13 protein-coding genes are annotated in these 19,977 nt (G+C 51.8%); 5 read left to right on the top strand and 8 right to left on the bottom strand.

Annotation, left to right across the window (positions count from 1 at the left end; all coding sequences use genetic code 11):
* Positions 1-29: 29 nt before the first annotated feature.
* Positions 30-4,649, bottom strand: a complete 4,620-nt coding sequence (locus tag E0E37_RS13820; protein WP_130863585.1) for a hybrid sensor histidine kinase/response regulator — start codon at positions 4,647-4,649, stop codon at positions 30-32.
* A gap of 16 nt (positions 4,650-4,665) precedes the next feature.
* The gene (locus tag E0E37_RS13815) at positions 4,666-6,354 is read right to left on the bottom strand and encodes a two-component system response regulator (protein ID WP_130863584.1); all 1,689 of its coding nucleotides are present in this window, start codon (positions 6,352-6,354) and stop codon (positions 4,666-4,668) included.
* Between the two features lie 202 nt (positions 6,355-6,556).
* Between E0E37_RS13815 and E0E37_RS13810 the strand changes: the two genes are divergently transcribed.
* Positions 6,557-8,014, top strand: a complete 1,458-nt coding sequence (locus tag E0E37_RS13810) for a GntR family transcriptional regulator (protein ID WP_130863583.1) — start codon at positions 6,557-6,559, stop codon at positions 8,012-8,014.
* A gap of 73 nt (positions 8,015-8,087) precedes the next feature.
* On the opposite strand, the gene E0E37_RS13805 is transcribed toward E0E37_RS13810, so the two are convergent.
* Together E0E37_RS13805 and E0E37_RS13800 are read right to left on the bottom strand one after the other, a co-directional pair.
* Entirely contained in the window at positions 8,088-10,328 is a 2,241-nt protein-coding gene (locus E0E37_RS13805; protein ID WP_246019735.1) for a sensor domain-containing diguanylate cyclase, read from the bottom strand.
* 71 nt (positions 10,329-10,399) lie between these two features.
* Entirely contained in the window at positions 10,400-13,183 is a 2,784-nt protein-coding gene (locus E0E37_RS13800) for a response regulator (protein ID WP_130863581.1), read from the bottom strand.
* Between the two features lie 284 nt (positions 13,184-13,467).
* On the opposite strand from E0E37_RS13800, the gene E0E37_RS13795 reads away from it, so the two are divergent.
* The 3 genes from E0E37_RS13795 (at position 13,468) to E0E37_RS13785 (ending at position 15,813) form a co-directional block, all read left to right on the top strand.
* Complete coding sequence (locus E0E37_RS13795) at positions 13,468-14,301, top strand: AraC family transcriptional regulator (protein WP_130863580.1); 834 nt, start codon at positions 13,468-13,470, stop codon at positions 14,299-14,301.
* A gap of 201 nt (positions 14,302-14,502) precedes the next feature.
* On the top strand, positions 14,503-15,051 hold the full coding sequence (locus E0E37_RS13790) for a DUF6144 family protein (RefSeq protein ID WP_130863579.1): 549 nt from the start codon (positions 14,503-14,505) through the stop codon (positions 15,049-15,051).
* A gap of 84 nt (positions 15,052-15,135) precedes the next feature.
* Complete coding sequence (locus E0E37_RS13785) at positions 15,136-15,813, top strand: hypothetical protein (RefSeq protein WP_130863578.1); 678 nt, start codon at positions 15,136-15,138, stop codon at positions 15,811-15,813.
* A 165-nt stretch (positions 15,814-15,978) separates the two neighbouring features.
* Here the strand turns inward: E0E37_RS13785 and E0E37_RS13780 are convergent, their stop codons facing one another.
* On the bottom strand, positions 15,979-16,542 hold the full coding sequence (locus E0E37_RS13780; protein WP_130863577.1) for a flavin reductase family protein: 564 nt from the start codon (positions 16,540-16,542) through the stop codon (positions 15,979-15,981).
* Positions 16,543-16,667: 125 nt separating this feature from the next.
* On the opposite strand from E0E37_RS13780, the gene E0E37_RS13775 reads away from it, so the two are divergent.
* Complete coding sequence (locus tag E0E37_RS13775) at positions 16,668-17,000, top strand: winged helix-turn-helix transcriptional regulator (RefSeq protein ID WP_130863576.1); 333 nt, start codon at positions 16,668-16,670, stop codon at positions 16,998-17,000.
* A 235-nt stretch (positions 17,001-17,235) separates the two neighbouring features.
* On the opposite strand, the gene tsf is transcribed toward E0E37_RS13775, so the two are convergent.
* The 3 genes from tsf to E0E37_RS13760 all read right to left on the bottom strand — a co-directional run bounded on the left by tsf (position 17,236) and on the right by E0E37_RS13760 (position 19,706).
* A complete protein-coding gene (gene tsf, locus E0E37_RS13770; RefSeq protein ID WP_130863575.1) occupies positions 17,236-18,150 on the bottom strand; it encodes a translation elongation factor Ts in 915 nt (304 codons plus the stop codon).
* An 81-nt stretch (positions 18,151-18,231) separates the two neighbouring features.
* Entirely contained in the window at positions 18,232-19,017 is a 786-nt protein-coding gene (gene rpsB / locus E0E37_RS13765) for a 30S ribosomal protein S2 (RefSeq protein ID WP_130863574.1), read from the bottom strand.
* Positions 19,018-19,226: 209 nt separating this feature from the next.
* Entirely contained in the window at positions 19,227-19,706 is a 480-nt protein-coding gene (locus E0E37_RS13760) for a LytR/AlgR family response regulator transcription factor (RefSeq protein ID WP_130863573.1), read from the bottom strand.
* Positions 19,707-19,977: the final 271 nt, after the last annotated feature.

The following is a 19,977-nucleotide window of genomic DNA, read 5'->3' as shown; positions in this document are numbered from 1 at the left end:
CCGCCCTGCCATTTATTTTCTTACCGGGCCTATCGTCCCAGGATCCTGCTGAGGGTCGCCTGCAGCACAGCCACGTCCACAGGCTTTGACACGTGGGCGGTCATACCCGCCTCTGCGGCGGCCCGGACGTCCTCGGCAAAGGCGTCTGCAGTCAGGGCTACAATGGGGATCTCCCCGGCGTCGGGCCGCTCCATGGAGCGGATCGCACGGGAGGCCTGATATCCGTTCATATTCGGCATCTGTATATCCATGAGGACGGCTGCGTAGGTCCCCGGATCCGCCTCCTGAAAGGCCCGCACGGCCTGTACGCCGTCCGGCTTCACCACGATCCGGGCCCCGAGTCTCTGAAGGATCTCACACAGGATCTCCGCGTTGAGATCGTTGTCCTCCGCCACCAGAAACCGCAGACCGGAAAAGGGCTCGCCGCCGCCCGTCTTCAGCGTGCGGAGAGCGTCCGCAGAAGGCGCGTTTTTTTCCGGCGCCGCCGGAAATTCCAGTTCCACCCTGAAAACGGAGCCGCTGCCCCGGCGGCTTTCCACAGAGAGCAGGCCGCCCATCAACTCCACCAGCCCGCGAACGATGCTGAGGCCAAGTCCGGTTCCCTCGATCCGCGCTGTGCCGTCGTCCCGGGCAAATGGCTCGAAGGCCATCTTGAGAAATTCTTCCGACATTCCGATCCCCGTATCGCTGACCGTGAAGCGATAGCGGACCCGGTCCGGGCCATCGGCCGGCGGAAGCTCCTCCACGATAAAGTCCACCCGGCCGCCCTCGGGCGTAAACTTGACCGCATTGCCCAAGAGGTTGATAAGGGTCTGATCTATGCGGAGAGAATCTCCGTAAAACCACTGATGGCATACGCCCTCAGTGCGGACGGCGAATGTGATCTCGGCCGCTTTCACCTGGGGCTCCATCATGACGGACAGATGAGCGGTCAGTTCAGTGATCGAAAGCGGTACCGGGTTCAGCGTTAGCTGTCCCCGCTCGATCCGGCTCATATCCAGTACATCGTTGACCAGGCTGAGCAGATGTTTTGAGGAGATCGAAATTTTCCGGAGACAGTCTTCCATCCAGACCCGGTCGTCCAGATGAGCCGGCGCCAGCGTCGTCATGCCCATAATGGCGTTCATGGGCGTGCGGATATCGTGGCTCATGGCGGATAGAAAATCGCTTTTCGCACGGTTCGCCTCCCTGGCGGAGGCCAGGGCCTTCTCCAGCGCGCTCTTTGCCTGCCGCTCCGCAGCCAGAACTTCCGTCACATCCGCCCGCACCATACAGATCGTCTCACGGCTCCGGTCTCCCCACAGCACATTGATCTGCTTATACCGCAGTCCGTCCTCGCCTTCACCCTGAAACGGCAAAACAAATTCATAACCGGCGGGCGTCTCGCCCAGCCTGTGGATCATGGTTTCCAGGCAGAACTGTATGCGCGCTTCTTTCCGGCTCTCCTGGACGTAAGACTCTGCAAAACGCTTCTGCGTCTCCTGATAGTCGTAGCTGATGTACGGCGGCAGATTTTCCAGGATCATCTGACGGGTATACATGACAAATCTGCCGCTGCGGATATCGATGATACCCGCCAGTTCAAAGGTATAAGCCAGCATACTGAGGAGGTTTTGCTGCTCCCGCACGGACCCGGTGATATCGGTACACACCAAAGAGGCCCGTCCGATCCGCAGGTCGATGGCCGACACAGTTATATTTTTCGCCCGAATCTCCCCTCTTTCATCCTCTATGGAATATCCAAAGGTATAAAGACCGTTTTTCCGCAGACGCCGTTCCATTTCCTCAGGCGCCAGCGCTCTGGCGTACGCCTCTCTGTCCCTGGGCACCACCACTGATTCTACCATGAACGCCACCCTCTCGGAATAACGTCCTCTGGACGGCGGTACCTGGCTGGCATTGTCTCTGCGGGTCAGGAGGGTATAAGAATCCTGACCCAGATCAAGATCGACCACATAGTCGTGGCTGGTGACCGACAGCCGCCGGAGAATCTGCTCGGAAATGACCTGATCGGTCACATCGCTCACCGACAGGATCCCCGTGATATCGCCGGTATCCGGCGCCTGTACCATATTGATCTGGATCGTCACATAGCGGCCCCGGTCTTCCCCGGGCAGCCGGATAAAGCAGGTCTGTATCTGCTCCGTGTTTCCCCGTTCAAAGGACTCCATAGACGGCGCGTTCAGATAAGTTTCCAGAAAGGTCCGTCTCTCCTCTTCGTCCGTGATCAGGCCGGCGAGACCGGTAAAAAACTCTTCCCGGTCCCCTCTGCACACACGCGAAAGACCGGAATCAACAAAATCCCGGACATCCAGGATCTGATTCCGCGTGATGTTGCAGTGTCCCAGTATCAGCGTATCCGGTCCAGGCGTCCGGTAATGCTGGAGGATCATTTCCTCATACTGCCTGCCCATCTGTTCCTTTTCAGCTACCAGCTGGCCGACGTCCGTGTAGACGCAGTAGAGCCGGCGCGTCCCATCGGCTCCCTTCAGCAGAGAGATGTGATCCCTGATCCACACATAGCTCCCGTCGCCCCGCCTGAACCGTGCGGTCATCTCGCAGTGCTCCTCCCCGCTGCGTATAAAATCCTCAAACTGGATCCGGTTCGCTTCCGCGTCCTCCGGATGGAGTCCTGCAAAGACATCTCCCCTGTATCGTTCCTCTGTCTCTTCCACTGTCATGCCAAGCATTGCGGCGAGTCCCTCTGAAATATATTCAGGCGTCATACCGCCCTGGGTCGTACAGCGGATCACTGCGATCCCCCCGGGCAGGTTTTTTATCAGCGTCTGAAAATACAGTTCCAGACGCTCCTTTTCCCGGCGGGCGCGCACCTCTGCCGTCACATCCCGGAGATACATGATATAAGCCGGGATGCCGTTCCAGACGCTCTCTTTGACTCGCGTGGTATAGACAAGACCCGTTTTTTCCACTGTGATCTCATGTTCCTGCTCATCCGGTCCGAAGGTTTTCAGCGGGCAGAAGCTGCAGGCGGCCTCAAGTCCGTGGATCGCCCCATAGCAGGTCTTTCCCGCACAGATCTCTTCATATACGTTAAGCTGCTTGGATTCATTGACATACAGCAGCTCAAAGGTGTCTTTGTCGATGACGAAGACGCTGTCCGCCTTCTCGCCGGCAAGCGTGCTCACGTCCGCAAGCATATTGGTCAGGACCGCATAGAACCGGGAGGGCTCCGACCGCGGGCCCATACGTCTGCCGTTGAGATGGATCCAGACCAGATTGCCGTTCCTGTGACGCGTCCGGTAAGAGATGTCCAGGACCTCCCCGCTTTCCACCGCGGCCAGGGCCGCCGCCCTTACCCGCGGCTGGTCCTGTTCGTATACGAACTGCAGCGCGTCGCTTGGGAGCATTTTCTCATACTCCTCCCGCGTAAATCCGGAAAGCTCTGCCGTGCTGTCGGTGAAAAAAGTGGGGATAAACTGCCCGTTCTCCACCCGATAACTGACGATTCCGCCCGGGATGGAGTTGATCAGGTGATCCAGTTCACGCCTGGTCTCCTCCAGCGCGGAGATATTGTGGAAGACGCACTGAAGCAGGGGAAGCCCGTTCTCCTCCCCGATCTGCCGCGCCTGTATGTGAACCCAGACCACATGCCCGTCCCGGTGCTGTTTACGGAATTTAAAGTCCGCCGCCGAATGGTCCCTGATGGCCTTCCGAAGTTTTTCCGCCACCATGACGCTGTCCTCAGGGTACGTCAGCTTCACAGCGTCTCCTTTGATGAGCCCGCGGTACTCTTCCGCGGTATACCCGGAAAGCTCCGCCACCCCGTCCGAGAAGTAGACCGTCTCAAAAATATCTGAGACTCTGTAGATCGCCACCCCTCCCGGGATGGCGTTGACGATGTCTTCCATCTTCTCATTGGCGCTGGTCAACTCTTTTTTCAGCCGCTCCTGCTCGCTCACGTCGCTGTAGATCACATAAAAGAGCTTTCTGCCGTCCTCATGGGTCCGAATCGTTCCCTCCAGATGGATCCATCGGTAATCTTTCCGTTTATCATTCCACAGGCGGCAGGTATACCGCATCGTGCCGCCCTTTTGAAACACGGCGTCCATTTTTTGCTTCAGAAGATCCAGATCCTCCGGATGAACGTTGAGATACTTGTTTTCCCGTTCCACCCTCCGGATATACTCTTCAGATATGCCCATGATCTCAAAGAAAGCCTGATTGTGGAAACGCGGGATCACGCTGTTTCCCTCGATCTGGTAAATACAGAGCCCACAGGCGATATTGTCGAAGGTGGCAGCCATCTCCTGCTCTGATTTTTTCAGCCGTTCCTCCTCCAGCTTCCTGTCGGTGATATCCAGAATATATTCAATGTGTGCTTCTTCTCCCGCCCAGTCGATGAGTTTCCCGCTGAGCTGGTAGACGCGGTGATCGACGGGATGCCTGTATTCCCGGACCAGAAGCTCTGACCGGCTCATTTTCCCGGTGCGGCAGAACGGACAGACCCTGTCAAAGCCGGCCACTGTGTGGCAGGCGGCCCCGGCCATATCCGCCTTCGGAAACAATTCCCTCGCCAGCCGATTGACATAGAGCAGCCGCCGGTCATTCACCGCGCTCACGAAAACCGCGGCGGGCACATTGTCCAGTACGGCGGTCAGCTGTTCCAGAGAAAGCCTGTTTTCTTCCATGATTCCCCGTCCTCTTTCAATTGCCCGCAAAGCAGGCGATCCCTTCGTTATTTTCATTCACAAGCTGTTCAAACTCTTCCACCGGCATCGGTCTGGCGAAATAGTATCCCTGCACACATTCACAGCCGATCTCGCGCAGACGCTCCAGCTGCTGCGCCGTCTCCACGCCCTCCGCCACCACACTGAGAGACATCAGGTGTGCAAGGTTGATGATAAAACGCATGATCTCCTGATTGATCGGTGTCGCCGGCTCGCTCTGGATGAATTTCATGTCCAGCTTTAAGACGTCCACCGGCATTTTGTGGAGCATGTGCAGCGATGAATAACCGCTGCCGAAGTCGTCCATCTCAATGACAAAACCCAGCTCCCGCAGACGGCTTACCGTGTCGATGATCTGCTGAGGATTTTCGGTATAGGCGCTTTCCGTGATCTCCAGATGAAGGCAGGACGGCGGCAGGCCGTACCTTTGCAGAAGATCTTCCAGAATACCGGCCAGGTCCGCATTATAGATATCCGCCCGGGACACGTTCACCGAGATGGGCAGCGGCGGCAGACCTCTTTCACTCCAGTCATGCAAAACGCCGCAGACTTTGTCCCAGACATACTGGTCCAGTCTGGTTATAAAACCGTTCCGCTCAAACAGCGGGATAAATGCTGCGGGAGACTGCAGCCCCCATTCCGGATGATTCCAGCGGACCAGCGCTTCAGCGCCGACCAGCCTTCTGCCCTCGATCCTGTATTTCGGCTGCAGATAGATCTCAAACTGTCCGTCCGCCAGAGCGGGCTCCATGCTGTTCACGATCTCCTGTTCCTGCAGAAGCTTGCTGCGGAGCACATCGTCATAATACGCGAAATACTTCTTATACTGCCCCTTGATGCCCCGGGCGGCCAGAAGCGCGCGGTCGCACATCTGCTCCACCGGAACGTCCCGGTCCTCCACGTGATAGATCCCCCATTTCATAACGATATTCTGCTTCTGACAAAGAGCGTTGATCCGGGCGCAGGCCTCCTGAAACATATTTTCATCATATTCCCACTTATGTTCAATGATGCAGGCGAACTGGTCCGCGTGGAAGCGACTGCTGATCCCTTTTCCCCGGGTATCCTCCGTGTAGTTCTGCGCGATCATCTTCAAAAGCCGGTCTCCCGCGGATATGCCCAAGACATCGTTCACCAGCTTGAAATTGACCACGTCGGAACAGATGATATCGTATTCTTTGTCTGGATTCTGCAGGAGAAACTCTTTCGCTTTCAGGCAAAAAAAGGCCTTGCTGTAAAGGCCGGTAAGCTTATCGTACTGGAACTCGTTTACAAGAGCGGCAGTCTCCCTTAGATGAATGATATTGGCCACTCTGTGCAGGATGATCTGCGGCTTATACGGTTTGGCCACAAAATCGGCGGCGCCGCAGGACAGCGCCGCCACCTCCTCTGATTCTCCATCGTTCTGCGTGGTGACGATGACTGGAATGGAGCAAAATTTCGGATCTTCCTTCACCGCGGTAAGAAATTCATACCCGTTCATAACAGGCATGACAATATCCAGCAGGATAAGGGAAAAATCGCCCGCGTACTGCCCTAAAAGAGAAAGCGCCTCCCGGCCGTTTTCCGCCTCTACAGTATCGTACTCAGGCTTCAGTATCTCACACAGAAGACTGCGGTTGATCTCGTTGTCTTCCACTACCAGAATGTTCCTTTTTGCAGCCATTGTGCTTTTACACCTCATTTATCCCGCCAGCAGTAAATTACAATTGTTCATATACATATTTATTTAAAGTATAGCAAACAGAAGCGAAAATAGCAACCTTCTGTCGAAAGGCCTGAAAGGTATAAGTTTATAGAAACCACGTTTCAAAAATGATATACTGATCCTGTAAGTTCGATTCTTGTAGAAAATGGAGGACCCTGTTTTGGAAACCAGTACAGAATTACGCAAAGTTGTCTACAATGTTTTGCTTACTCAGATACAATTCGGCGCCTACCGTTGTGGGGAAAGGCTCCCCACCATGGAGGAGACCGCCGCGCGGCTTTGCGTATCCGTTGACACTGTCCGCATTGCGTATCTGAAGCTCAAAGAAAATGGATATATCTCTCTGTCAAAAAATATTGGGGCCACAGTAAAAACAAACTATGACAGCCGGGAAACGGAGCAGCTGATCCAGGCATTTTTTGCAATGCGCAAAAACGCAATGATCGACCTGGGAAATTCCATGGGGCCTCTGTTTGGCAACGCTCAGTGGATCGGACTGAAAAACGCCGGGCAGGACACGCTGCAGGCCATGGAATCCCTTTTGGGGGAAGATCGCGCGGCGGCCCCTTACGCCATGCTGGAGCACCTAAACCAGAAATACAGCGCTCTCAATAACCCCCTTCTCATGCGCCTGGTCTGGCAGACTTTCATGTTTCTGCACGATCCCTTTTTCAGTCTGGAAGAGAATCTGCAGTACTTTGAACGATCCACAGATTATCTGCCGGATATTCTGACCCTTTGCCGGAAAAAAGACTGGGCCGCTCTGCGGATCGCAGTGGACCGGTCTATCGCCAGGATGTCTTTGGCCCTTAACCGGTTCTATGCGTCCAGGATCACCCTTCTATCCCCTGAAAACGAAATTACTTTTTTCTGGAGTTCCTATGAAAAAAGCAGGCAGCTCTGCTATTCCTTTGCCATGGAGCTTCTCATCTCCATCAGCCGCGGAGTTCATCCTGTCGGAAGCCAGCTCCCCTCTCAGAAGGAGCTGGCTGCTCAAAGGGGCGTATCCGTCAGCACTGTCCGCAGGACCCTTGAGCTTCTGGACAGCGTAGGCGCTATAAAATCCGCCAAATATGCGGGCACTAAGGTTCTTCCCTTTGAAAAAACCACAGAGAACAGCGATTTTTCCAGACCAGTCCTCCGACGGCGGCTTTTGGATATGGCAAGAAGCCTTCAGATACTGGCCCTGTCCTGCCGGGAAGTATCCCTGACGACGCTTTCTTCTCTCGATACCCATACGATCGGGCAGCTGTGCGATGAACTGGAGACGAACAGACAACGGCGGCGAGGCGAGGTCTTATCCTATTTCCTGCTGGATCAGATCACAGTACACGCTCCGTATCAGGCGCTGCGTACCGTTTACTCCGAGCTTCTGCGGCAGTTTTTCTGGGCTTATGCGCTCCGCGGCACAAAAGGAAGCCAGAAGACCATCAACGCCATGTACGATCCTTATTTCGACGTCCTGATCGACTCGCTGAGGAAAGCGGATCTTCCACAGTTTTCTGCCAAACTGGAGGAGCTGATCATCGCCGAACTTCGCAGCACCTTGAATACCCTGTCGCAGCTGGGTATCTCCGACGCGGAAAACATTCTCATTCCTGACCAAAGCATAAGCTGACGCGACAAAAGCCCTGTGGAAGATCCACAGGGCTTTCACTCTTCTATGCAGGCCCGGACTCTTCCGGCCCCATCTATCGCTTCGTTTGTTTTTCTTCTTCCATGCCGTATGTTGCCGCCGGGCTCTGCAGCCGCTTATATTCCGTTATGTCGGTGCAGTTGATCAGATATGCGTCCCTGTCCCCCCACTTCATCGTGGAGTATCGGACTCTGGTCCAGACGCCGTATTGAGGATTAAAGACCTCCGAGGCCCCGGACAGCGGACAGGTCTCGCAGGGAGTGCTGCGCCTGAAAAATGCCTGATGACAGGTCATGCCGACTCTGGCGGAAGGATCCAGTTCAAACGTTTTCTGATTCAGATACAGCAGCTCATAATTGTCCGTCCCGATGGCGTAGATGTAAGCGTCCTGCATATTCAGGATCGTGTTGAGCTGGACCATCATCTGCTGATTGCGGTCCACCTCGCGCTTTTTCAGGAGAAACGTGGTCAGAAGCTGAGCCACCAGGGACAGCATCCCGATCTCATCTTTATTCCACATGCGCAGGCCGGTGCATTCGTCGAACCCGATGAAACCACGGAATTCTTTCCCGTCATAAAGCGCGCACTGGAGCGTGGAACAGATGCCCTGACTCTCAAAAAGCGCGGTCTGAGCGGGGGTGAGCGCGTGAATATCACGGCAGTAAAAAACGGCGTTATTGTCGAACAGTTCCTGATAGCCCTTCACATTTTCATAGGGAAACTGCTGCAAAAACTCTTTCTGAGCCGTGATTCCCTCATTGCACCACTCGTAGGTATTATTGGCGTATTGCCCGCCTGCACTGTTTTCAAATACATAGGCCCGGCTCACGTCGAATCGCCGGCCCACGATCTCCAGGATCGCTTCCACAGCGGCGTCGATATCGTCGGCGTCATACAGGATCTGGAATACATAGTTGACCAGATTTCCTCCGCTGCCGCTGGTATTCTGATCGGAATCGATAGCCGCGCCCAGAGAAGAATACCCGATCCGGTCCACCGTCTCCATACTCTTTGCATCAAACCGGGCGTACCGGTTTTTTCCCTGGCTTTTGGCCTGATACAGCGCCAGGTCTGCGCAGTGGTACAGGCTCTGGTAATCCAGACCGTCCCACGGATAGATGGCAAGGCCGATACTGCAGGTCACCCCCACGGACTGCTTCTCCCCCTGAAACAGGTGCCGGAAGATATCCAGCAGCTTACGCGCTTTCTCCTCGGCCATCTGCGAGGAGGGGATGTCCTTCAGAAATATGGCGAACTCGTCGCCGCCGATCCGGCCGATCACGTCTGACTTTCGCGTCAGCTTTTTCATTCCCGCAGCCAGCTCGGCCAGCACTGCGTCCCCAAACAGATGTCCCTGCCCGTCGTTGACTCGCTTGAAATTGTCCACGTCGATGATAAACATGGCGCAGATCGTCTCCGGCATGCCTTCCAGATACAGTTCCGACCTCCGCTCCATTTCGGCGTGATTGTAGAGCCCGGTCAGAGCGTCCAGCTCTGCCCGCCGGCGCAGATCCTCCATCAACCGCTTCTCTTCGTCGATATCCGAGATCGTTCCCACCGCTCGAAGCGGCTTATGCTCCGCGCTGTATTGGGTGGCTGTCCTGATCCGGCACCAGATGTACTGCTCCTTTGAATTGCATATGCGGACGTCCACGACCGAATTCTGTATTCCGATTCTGGCTTCTTTCATTAATTCAGCCATGGGCTCCACGTCGTCGGGATGGAAATGGCGAAAGATATCTTTCTTCTGCAGGCTGCCGTCATAGTGGGGCGCATATCCGAACTTCTCCAGCCAATTTGGAGAAAAGGATATGGCGTCCGCGTCGAAATCCCATTCGAAAATGATATCGGAGGACTGATTCATGATGATCTCCAGATGTTCCAGAGACAGACGCAGCTTTTCCTGCGCGTCCCTCACCTCAGTGAGATCCAGAAAAATACAGAAAAATCGTTCTTCCTGTTCATCGCCGAACAATTGAGCGCTGCTGGCGGTCCATTTATAGCCGCCATCCTTGCATAGTACCCGGTAGCTGAGGGAAATCCGGTCCCCTTTGCTCAGCTGCCGGTCGACTTCGATGAGGAAATTCTGCCGGTCCGACGGATGGATCAGGTCGAGGAACCGGCCCTGAAACTGCGCGTCCAACTCTTCTCTGGCAAATCCGAACATGGCAAGAAAGCCTTCGCTGACCTCAATGATGGTGAAATCGCCGTCATTTCTGCATTGCATGACCCCGCCGGGGATAAGATTCAGGAGGGCCTCCCCTTCCGGGCTGAGCCCTTTCATCAGTCTTTTCACGTTTATCTCCTCACGATCCCGAAGCCTGAGGCTCCCGCCGGCAGCCCGTACTTCTCCTTCTGGTGATTCCGTTATCTGATCCATCTTTGCAGCGTCTCCATGAGCCTGTCCACGTCGATGGGTTTTGCCACATGGTCATTCATACCGGCGCTGTGAGCTTTTCCAATGTCCGTCGCAAAAGCGTTGGCTGTCAGGGCGAGGATGGGAACGGTCTGCGCGTCGGCCCGGTCCAGCGCCCGTATGGCCTCTGCCGCCTGATAGCCGTCCATCACCGGCATCTGGATGTCCATCAGAATACAGTCGTATTCTCCCAATGCGGAGACCGAAAATTTTTCCACTGCAAGCCGGCCGTTGGCCGACTCGTCCACGACAAAGCCATGCATCTGCAGCAATTCGGCCGCGATCTCCCTGTTGAGCTGGTTATCCTCCACCAGCAGGATCCGTCTGCCCTCCAGACTGGAAGATATCTCTTGAACAGGAAAGGACACGGCGTCTGACGAACGCCCGCTCCGGCAGAGCTGGTGGAACGTATGGGCCATTTTGGACTTGAACAGCGGTTTTGTGATAAAGGCGTCCGCCCCGGCCATCCGGAATTTTTCCTCGATCTCGGAATAGTCGTAGGCAGAAATGATGATGATCGGCACGTCCATTCCCAATTTTTTTCGGATCACCTTCAGCGTTTCCAGCCCGTCCATTTCCGGCATCTTCCAATCCAGGATCACCGAGAAAAAATCGTCCTTCGCCTCATGGGCGGCCACAACGCGGCCCACTGCTTCCCTTCCCGACAACGCCCAGCTGCTCCGCATGCCCAGTTCATCCAGGATTTCAGCCGCGCTTTCGCAGATGATCTGATCGTCGTCCACCACCAGCACCGGCAGTCCGGAAAGTTCCCCGTCGTTCTCCTCCGCTCCCCCGCACAGTTCGAAGGAGACGGCGACGATGAACCTGCTTCCCTGACCTGGAGCGCTCTTGACCTCGATGGTGCCGTTCATCATATTGACGATATTCTGCGTAATCGTCATGCCCAGTCCCGTGCCCTGCACCTGATTGGTCTTGGAGTCCTCCGCCCGGGAGAACGGCTCAAAAATGTGGGGAACAAAATCAGCGGACATTCCGATCCCATTGTCGGTGACGATGAACTCATACTGACCTCTGTCTTTGGCAAAAGACGGAACTTCACGGACCCGCAGTCCCACGCTGCCCCCATCGGGAGTATATTTAACGGCATTGGAGAGCAGGTTGACCAAAACCTGCTGCAGGCGGTTCCGATCCGTCACGATCCACTCATGCCGCACATGGTCGGCGTTGATCTGCAGCCGCTGATGCTTTTCCGCCGCCAGCGGCCGGAACACATCCATGACATCTTCGATCAGCTCCGACAGAGAAACGTTCTCGGAAACCAGATCAATTTTTCCGCTTTCGATTTTGGACATGTCCAGCACCTCGTTGATGAGACTCAAAAGATGCCGGCTGGATGCATTGATCTTGTTCAGGCAGTCCCGTATCTTTTCCGGATACTCCAGATTTGCCTGAGCGATGACCGCCATGCCGATGATCGCATTCATGGGCGTTCGGATATCGTGGGACATGGAGGAAAGAAAATTAGTCTTGGCTTCGTTGGCGATCTGCGCCGCCTTACAGGCGTCTTCCAGAGCCTGCCTCTGCCGGGCCTGCTCCGTCCGCTCCTCCGTCACGTCTACACCCACGCTGTAATAAGAAGGGATCCCGTCCCAGCTGTCCTCGCCGCCGACATAGCTGCAGGTCATCAGCACGATCCTGACGCTCCCGTCCCGGGTGATGATGCGTGCCTCCACCACTGTGGGCTCGCCGGTCTCTCCGGACTGCCGCATGACGGCGGACACGTGTTCCGCATCGTCCGGATGCATATAACCGCAGCCGGAATTCAGTTCTTCTTCAAATTGTTCTTCGGTATAGCCGATGAGATTCAAAAAACCACCGCTGTGCCAGAGGACTGTATTCATATCCCGTCCGTCCACCCGCGCCAGCCCTCCCGGCACGCTGCGGATCAGCGCATCCCGCTCCTGATCTTTCTTCGCCAGCTTATATTCCGTGCTGTACATATCATAGGAAAGCTCCAGACGCGCACGCCGGCCATCCCAGTCGATGATCCGGTTCTTGATCATAAAGGTCCGTTCCAGCACCGGATTGGAAAACTCCCATTCGTAAAAATCATCCTCTGTCAGTTTGCTGTTGGTACAGAAAGGACAGGGAGATGTTCTTCCCTGGATCACCTCATAACACTTCCGGCCCACTAACTTTGCAGCCGGAGCACCCAGTACCCTGCAGGATGCTTTATTCACATACAGCAGTTCGTAAGTGTCCATGTCGCTGACATAAACATTGCCCTCATAGGCATCCAGCATCCAGTGAAAATACTGCAGTTTCTGCCTGCAGAGACGCGTCTGTTCCTCTTTTTCCGCAACCAGCCGGTCCACGTCAGAAAACTCCGCCTGCAGCACCGGCACTCCCCACGCTGGATCTTTCCGGATCGTTGCGCAAAGACGCGCCCAGGAAAATCCCCCGGCCTTCAGAGGCAGGCGGACAGCCGCTTCCATATCCCCGCCGCCGTTTTCACCGGCTCTCTGCAGGCTCTGCCGGATCGAATCGAACTCATCGGGAAATTCCTTATAATACTGCCGCAGATCGCGGAAACTGCCGCAAAAGTCATCCCTCAAATAACCAATACTTTTAAAAAAGCTGGAATTCCCCCAGCAAAACGTCAGATCATCGTCCAATAGACAGCAGATCACACCCGTTTTCAGCATTTCCACCGCTGCCGGGCACTGGATATGAGCCGCCTTCCCGCTATGTACAGTCACACACTTATCTCCCATGATTTAACCGCCTGTTCCCTATGAAAAATGAGGATCATTTATTCTTTTTCAGTCCATGCATGCCACAATAAGCACCCGCAGCCTCAGATTGTTCACATACATATATATTGATCAGTATAGCAAAATCAGGGGTAAATAGCAACTGTTTGGCGAGAGATGGCGAAGGATTACGTCAATGAGGAATGGACAACCTTGAAGCTGGGAACTTATAATGGTATACTATATTTCCCAGTGGCCGGTCGGTATGAAGAGATCAATAAAACCTTTAAACTTTGAGGAACGATATGGACAGAACAAAGCTTGTCAATCAAAGCATTGACTACATTATGCAGCATCTAGATGAAGATTTATCCCTTGACACGGTAGCCGCTCATTTTTTTATATCCAAATACCATTTCAGCCGAATTTTCAAAGAGGAGACCGGCGAAAGCCTTTATTCTTTTATTAAACGCTGTAAGATCGATCAAAGCGCCATCGATATGAAACTGAATCCAACGAAAGCGATCACAGAGATTGGTCTGGATTACGGATACAGCGCGTCCAATTACAGCACTGCATTCAGAAAGCTTCATGAAACTTCGCCCTCTGCGTTTCGGCAGTCCATACCGATCCATAGCGCGGCCGTTCCCTTCGCCCCGCCCCGGGTCGTTCGCTTCAAAACGGCAGAGGAATATGCCGCGCAGATCGAAGTTCAAAAGCTGGGCGATCTCTTTGTACTGTATGAACGGTTTATTGGAGACTATGCGGGCCTTGAAAAAAACTGGTATGAGTTTATAGATAAGCATACACCGCTTTTGAATGAAAAGACCATTTTGGCAGAGCGCTTTTTCCATGATCCGTCCATTACGGAACCGGAGCAGTGTATCTGCGATATCTGCATGACTGTGGAACATGATTGTGGCCTTAGTAATGTTATGCGGATCAACAGCGGCCAATGGATCGTATATCATTTCGACGGTGAGATCAAAGACATCTTTCAGACGCTGCAGGGGATCTTCAGCGTTTGGCTCCCTCAGAGCGGCTATAAGATGGCGCGGCGGTATGGATTGAATATCTATCGTCACATTGACCGGGACAATCACAGCGTTGTTATGGATTTGTGTATCCCGATTTCATAAGAGCAAGAATTCAGAAGTCAACAGGGCGGCTTTCCTTCTATAATTGAGAAGTATTTAGAATGCTTTATCAGGAAGGAGGCCGCCCTGTGCTGTCATTAAAGAAGTAACCCCTGTCACCTGGGATCATTGCCCCCCTCTACCGTGGCGATACTGGATATTAAGCTTATTGGCTTATTGTTAATGAAGAATGCGGAGGAACGTATGTTTAATATAAGAAGAATACAGGAGAATGTAATTTATGAAGCCGTCAAAGCGGAAAGCGATGCTGATGCAGCCATGGAAGTGGTGTATGGACATAAGCAGGCGGCACAGGCGGAAAGAGACCCGGATTGGGTAAGATCCACCATGCAGCGCCTGGAAAGCAAATTTGAACCCGGTACCATAAAGAAAATACGAATGAACTGTCAATGCGGTTACGGTATGGACGAAAAACTTGCGCTTGTAAAGGAATTGATGGCAGCCTCGACAAATATAGAAGAATTTACAGATTCAGAAAAAGCAAGAGCCGCTGGGCTTTTCTGCAGAGACGGCGAACTTTATCTGCAGTTTGGTTTCTGTCCCTGCCCTATGCTTGGAGAAGTAGATAAGTTAGAGACTGATACATGGTGCCAGTGTACTACCGGCTACAGCAAAGTCCTTTTTGAAAAAGCGTTTGCCTGCGACGTTGATGTGGAGCTGCTGAAGAGCATAAAGATGGGCGACCCGGTATGTCTTATGAAAATTACGCTCCATAACCCCAACTGGCGGTAAAAACGATAGGAAAAGCCGCAGTCAGACGGTATAATGTGTATGTCGCTGGGATCGTCACATGGAAATTGGGAGAATCGCAATCGTATGAAAACAATAAAAACAAACGGAATCTATCATCTTTCCCCAGTTGGCAACAGCCATATCTGGTACTGGGGTACGGATCACACAGGCGGTGATTTATATGAAGCTGCGGAATTATACAAAGCCCGGCATCCGTTCAGTAAAAACAGAGCCGTGTATGTTCGCTTCCCGGAAGGGAGACTGATCGAGCCTGTCATTGCAAAAGAAGGCCAATACTTCGGTGTTCCTTCTCTTTATCACGCAGACATCATTTATACACTGTTAGTGGATTTCCCCCAGAATGAGATCCACATCTTAGCCTTTAATCCTGACGAAGTGTTAGACGGCGCCGCAGTACAGACAGTGGCTATCCTGCCGCTGTGGATCGCAGACGACTGTTACAACTTGCTGTTGAAGACGGCGCCGGTGATGTTGACTCGTCAGTCATCAGACAACTATTTTCAAATATTATGGACCGAAGCGAATGGGCTCATGGATATCGGCTTTCAAATAAAAGAACATGAATCATTTTCTCATGCAGAGGGTGAGATTCTTTATTTTCATAATTGGTGGGAAAAAGAAGAACCTGTTTATGAATATCATGAAGAAACGATCTCTCGAAATTTGAAAGGAGAGATCCTCGAAAGGATCAATGGCGGTATCTTTGAGGTACATCCACAAAAATACTGGATATTGGAATAGTTGGGCTTCTCGCCTTACACGAAAAACGCCGTCTATTGTCTCCAATGGCGGCATTTTGATGTAGGTCAGCCTCTGGTTTTATTATGCCATGAGCTTAAACTTGCTGTATTAAGTAATCTATAAGGTACAAAAAAGCAACTGTAAACCTCAGATAACAAAATCGACCTACTTTAGTTGTAGACCATCCTTAAACGCTTCTCCCACTCTTTCAGCCACTCTATAATACCCATGTGTATAAGGGTCAAAAGCTATAGCATTTACTAGGGACATATCGATTTTATCATCAACCATAACGCTTTCGTCTGCTGTGATATTTACAACTTTACCGATAACACCACACCCATACGTATTATTTTGATATTCGATAAACTCACACTCTAAACAGATAGGGAATTCATTGATTACCGGTGCATTTACCGTATTTGCTTTACTTGAAGTCAGACCGCTGTTTTCAAACTTGTCTGCTACTTTGTTGCCCGATACAACGCCAAAGTAATCCGCTTCAGCTACATGTTTCGCATCTGCAATGCTGACTGTGAACGCTCCTCTTTTTTTAATGTTTTGTACTGTTTTGTGTGATTCTGTTAATTGTAGGACCACCGTATCTCTAGCTTGCATCGTCCCCCATGCAGCGTTCATGACATTAACGCTGTCATCATCATTGTAAGTTGCTACCATTAAAACAGGCATTGGAAAAATACCTTCCGTTACATTTAGTTTCTTTCGCATATTGTTGCTCCTTTTCTAATTAAGAATTTGACAGAACTGTTTTCCTCATTTATAATTTTATCAAGCAACAGAAAAAATGCAAGTACTGTCAAATATGACAGGTACTATCTCAGGAGAAAGTATGCATGATAAAGAATTATATTGAAAATTCTAATTTTGAAGAGACAGGATTCAGCTACACATTATCTCTTATCTCCGGAAAACATAAAATGGTTATCCTTTATTGTTTAATGGAATTTGAAGTCGTTCGGTTCAACGAATTAAAACGTTATCTAAAAAATGTGACAGATAAAACTCTTAGCAATAATCTAAAAGAATTAGAAGCAAATCGTCTCATTATTAGGAAAGAGTATCCTCAGATACCGCCAAAGGTTGAATACAGCTTAAGCGACAGAGGCAGATCATTGATGAATGTTTTAGACCAATTGTGCGTTTGGGGCGAAAACAACAGGGAATAAACTCTTTTTCCCAAAATATTTTCTCTTTCAAATTATTTTCTAAGCACATCTTCTTTCATAATTGTATATCTTAGACTGCTGAAGTTCCCCTGTCTGTTGGTCTGTGAAGTTTTTTCCAGCTTTATGCCTTTACAAATAAAAAAAGAGAGGTATAACACCTCTCTTTTCCTATACACTTTCCATGCCTTGAAAACATTGAATTTAAAAGGTTTTTTTATCAGTGCTTCAAGTCAGATTAGTTTCCCATCTGCTTTGCAACTTCCTCAGCAAAGTTCTCTTCCTTTTTCTCGATTCCCTCGCCGACCTCGAAACGGATCATCTCCACGACTTTGATGGATTTTCCGATCTCTTTGGCTACGCTGTCCACATACTGGCTGACCGTCATGTCCCCGTTCTTTACGAACTTCTGGTCTACCAGGCAGACTTCCTTCAGGATCGCCTTGATCTTTCCGGGGATGATCCTGTCCAGCATAGCTTCGGGCTTGCCCTCGTTCAGCAGCTGCTGGACCGCGATCTTCTTTTCTTCCTCCAGCCAGGCGGGATCAACAGAGGAATCGTCCACAAACTTCGGATTCATGGAGGCTACCTGCATGGCGATGTCCTTGCCCACCGCAGTGACTTCAGACACAGAAGCCTCAGTCTCCAGACCGACGATAACGCCGATCTTTCCGGCTCCGTGGATATAACCTACATATACAGTGTTAGGTCTGTTCAGCTTCGTGAAGCGGCGAACGTTCATGTTCTCGCCGATCTTCGCGATCTTCGCGTTCAGGACCTCGGTGACAGTCCCTTCGCCCTTATAATCCACCGCCAGGAAGGCGTCCATATCGGTGGCTTCCGTTTCCAGCGCCAGCTTGGCCAGCCCGTCTACGAATTCCACGAACTCTTCATTCTTTGCGACAAAGTCGGTCTCGGAATTGACTTCTACAAGAGCCGCCGTCTTTGCATCATCAGAGAAAGCCAGCTTTACAAGACCCTCGGCGGCAACGCGGCCCGCTTTTTTCGCGGCCTTTGCCAGCCCTTTTTCTCTCAGCAGCTCAATGGCCTTATCCATATCGCCGTCCGTCTCGACCAGTACTTTTTTGCAGTCCATCATTCCTGCGCCGGTTCTTTCACGCAGGTCTTTTACCATAGCAGCAGTAACGCCCATGTTCATCCTCCATTTCATCTATCGTCATTCATTTCATCAGATCCACAGCGATCCGGACCAGCCGGACCGCGCCGCGATCTATTAAGCTTCCGCGTTATCCCCGGCAGCCTTCTCAGCAACTTCCTCCGCAGCTTCGGGAACCTGAGCGGCTTCCTCTGCGGCAGGTTCTCCCTCGTCGAAGGACTCGCCCTGCTTTCCTTCAATCACAGCGTCAGCCATTCTTCCGGAGATCAGCTTGACTGCTCTGATCGCATCGTCGTTGGCGGGAATGACATAGTCCACGTCGTCGGGATCGCAGTTGGTGTCGCACATGCCCACGATGGGAATGCCCAGGATCCGAGCTTCCTTGATCGCGATCTTTTCTTTCTTCGGGTCTACGACGAACAGTGCGCCGGGCATACCCTTCATATCTTTAATTCCGTTCAGGAACTTTTCCAGCTTTTCCAGCTCGGCACGAAGCTTGATGACTTCTTTCTTTGTCAGCGCGTCAAATGTGCCGTCGGTCTCCATGGCCTTGATCTCGTTCAGTCTCTTGATACGCAGGGAAATGGTCTTGTAGTTGGTCAGCATGCCGCCCAGCCATCTCTCGTTTACATAGAACTGACCGCATCTGGTCGCTTCATCGAAGATCGCGCCCTGTGCCTGCTTCTTCGTACCTACGAAAAGGATCGGTTTTCCGCTGGCGGAAACTTCCTTCATGAAGTTGTAAGCCTCCTCGATCTTCTTCACAGTCTTCTGCAGATCGATGATGTAAATTCCGTTTCTCTCAGTGAAAATGTACGGAGCCATCTTGGGGTTCCATCTTCTCGTCTGATGTCCGAAGTGAACTCCGGCTTCCAGTAACTGTTTCATCGAAATAACTGCCATAATTCTTTACCTCCTGGTTTTTCCGCCACCCGGCTCATCCTTGAAAAACAACCCGATCTCTTACGTGGATCAAGGGCACCAGCATCAAGGAGCCGGATGTGTGAATTTGATATGACGGCGACTTCTTTCGCACGCCTTAAATACTATACTATATTTTGCCTTTCTTCGCAAGAAAAAAATCATTGTTTTTCAAGGAATGTGCGGTTTTTTCAAAAATAATCCCCGCTGTTCAGAAATGATTTATACAGCGCCTTCGTTTCCTGATAGCGTTTTTGACTTACGGGCACCACAGCCCCTGTTTTCAGAGAAAACGAATACCGCGCTAATTCCTCCGTATGCTCCATATTTACCACAAAGCTTTTGTGACAGCGCACAAAGCAGGACGAAAGGTTTGGAAGGACATCCTCAAACCTTCCGTAAAATACATGTTTGCTTCCGTCCATCAGATGCAGCAGTACGCAGCGCCCGGATTTTTCCAGATAGCATATTTTGTGGACTCTCACCGGATGCACCCCGCTTTTTCTCGGCAGGATCAGCCACCCTTTCTTCTCTAATTCGGACCTTTCTTTCTCACCATCAAGAATAATGATCTCTTTCACATTGTCTTTCCACCTGGATTCCGCAGAGACGAATTCCCGCAGAGATTCCAGATCGGTATCGCTCCGAAAACGGATCAGCATTTCAGCCATAAGCTTACCTCCCTCTGTCTCAGACAAAAATTGCCGCAAGCCCGAAGGGCTGTGGGACGCGGCGCGCTGTGAATTATCCTTATATAAATATAGATGCAGATTTTAACTCAAAAATTGCAATTTTAGATAAAAAAACAAAATAATTTCACAACAGGTTTTTACTCTCTTTCCTAAGAAAAAACGCTGGTGAAGCTGTGATAAGAGCGTTACTGGGGCAAGGCGGGGACGAGAATGCTGGCGGCGCTGAGATCTGGGCTGTTCAGGCGTGTGT

The organism is Bacilliculturomica massiliensis (assembly GCF_900605495.1).
In the GTDB taxonomy this organism is placed as follows: Bacteria; Bacillota; Clostridia; order Peptostreptococcales; family Anaerovoracaceae; genus Bacilliculturomica; species Bacilliculturomica massiliensis.
This window is presented reverse-complemented; position numbering and strand designations above follow the sequence as displayed.